Origin of the sequence: Methanocalculus sp., from assembly GCF_029762515.1 — an archaeon.
In the GTDB taxonomy this organism is placed as follows: Archaea; Halobacteriota; Methanomicrobia; order Methanomicrobiales; family Methanocorpusculaceae; genus Methanocalculus.
Genome location: NZ_JARVGN010000529.1, coordinates 1 through 1,285 on the forward strand (window position 1 = coordinate 1; position 1,285 = coordinate 1,285).

At 52.4% G+C, this 1,285-nt stretch carries 2 protein-coding genes; both read left to right on the plus strand.

Annotation, left to right across the window (positions count from 1 at the left end):
- The coding region (locus QCH34_RS12860) for a hypothetical protein (protein WP_300334718.1) at nucleotides 1-742 on the plus strand (742 nt) is incomplete at its 5' end.
- Between the two features lie 9 nt (nucleotides 743-751).
- Nucleotides 752-1,147: a hypothetical protein gene (locus tag QCH34_RS12865; RefSeq protein WP_300334720.1), complete on the plus strand. Its 396-nt coding sequence runs from the start codon at nucleotides 752-754 to the stop codon at nucleotides 1,145-1,147.
- Nucleotides 1,148-1,285: the final 138 nt, after the last annotated feature.

The window sequence follows — 1,285 nt, forward strand, 5'->3', positions numbered from 1 at the left end:
CCTATTTGGCGCCACGGCGGCTTTCACCAACGGCGTCGTGGAGAACCTTCCTCATGCCTCAAAACGGATGCTCTATATCCGGCTCGTGTTCCTGCTCATACCCATCTATTTCTGGGCCAGGATGCTCTTCCTGCCCATGTTGTTCGATATGAGCATCGTGTTGTTCCCAGGCATATTGGAGGGGGCTTTCACGTTGTATGTTATGGTCATGTCGATAATGTCCATTGCCGCCGGGGTGATGATAGTGGAGGTCGACAGTCTGATGCAGATCGTGCTCTGCAGGATGAACTTCCTCGATCACATCAAGAACGCGGAGCCAAAGAACTATTCCGAATATGCGAGCGCCCCGGAGCGGCTTGTTCGTTTTCTCAGCGATTCAGACCCCTGCTATGGACAGGCCAAGGCCGCAAAGGGACGGTTCATCCTCCAGCACTCTTCGGACGAATGCCTGGTATTGGCCATAACGACTCCAACGCCCCCGTCGCTGGAGATGGTGAAAGGATTCTGGAAGGATGCCAAGGATTATGTCAAGAAGCAATCCTTTGTACCCAACAAGGCCAGATTCATCATATTGTACACCCCGGAGGGCGATGGTGAGGAGCTACCTGACGAGGCGGCCAGGTTCATACTGGAGAACCCGGTGCGACTGGGCCAGGGTCCCGGGTATGCGAAATCGGAGACTGTGATACAGGTGATCATAGAGGAGCGTGGAACGTACAGTTTCCTGCCGTTCGTGGAGTGAGGTGAACAATTGGAAGGCCAGAGACAATACAAGAGCTGGGAGCTATATTCATGCCTTGCCCTGAACAGGCTAGCTGCAGAGCTGGGAATAGACATCTACCAGCCGAATATCTCTGAGATACTTGACAAGATCTTCTCCGGAGAAGTCCCCTTGATCCCCAAGAACGAGATATCCTTCGAGATAAAATCCAACTACACCATGACCAACAAGGTTCTCCGAAAACTCGAGTTGGACGGTCTGGTCACCATCCAGAAGGACGATAGAAGATACAACATAGCCATAACAAAAGAAGGCGTGTTATACCTGCGCCAGTTCAACGCCTATTTCGTGCGGACCTACAACGAGATAATCCAGGATCATTACAGGTTCAGAGAGATGCCGAGATGGGTCCAGGCCCAGCAGTGAGCTCCGAGGCTCTTTACCCTAATCAGTTTAAGCAGATTCGCGTTTTACCGAGCATGGTCGATGAGTGTCCGATCTGCGGAGGAGAGTTGGTCGATGGCAAGTGCTCGCGATGCGGGCACCACGGGGGTCTTATTTATT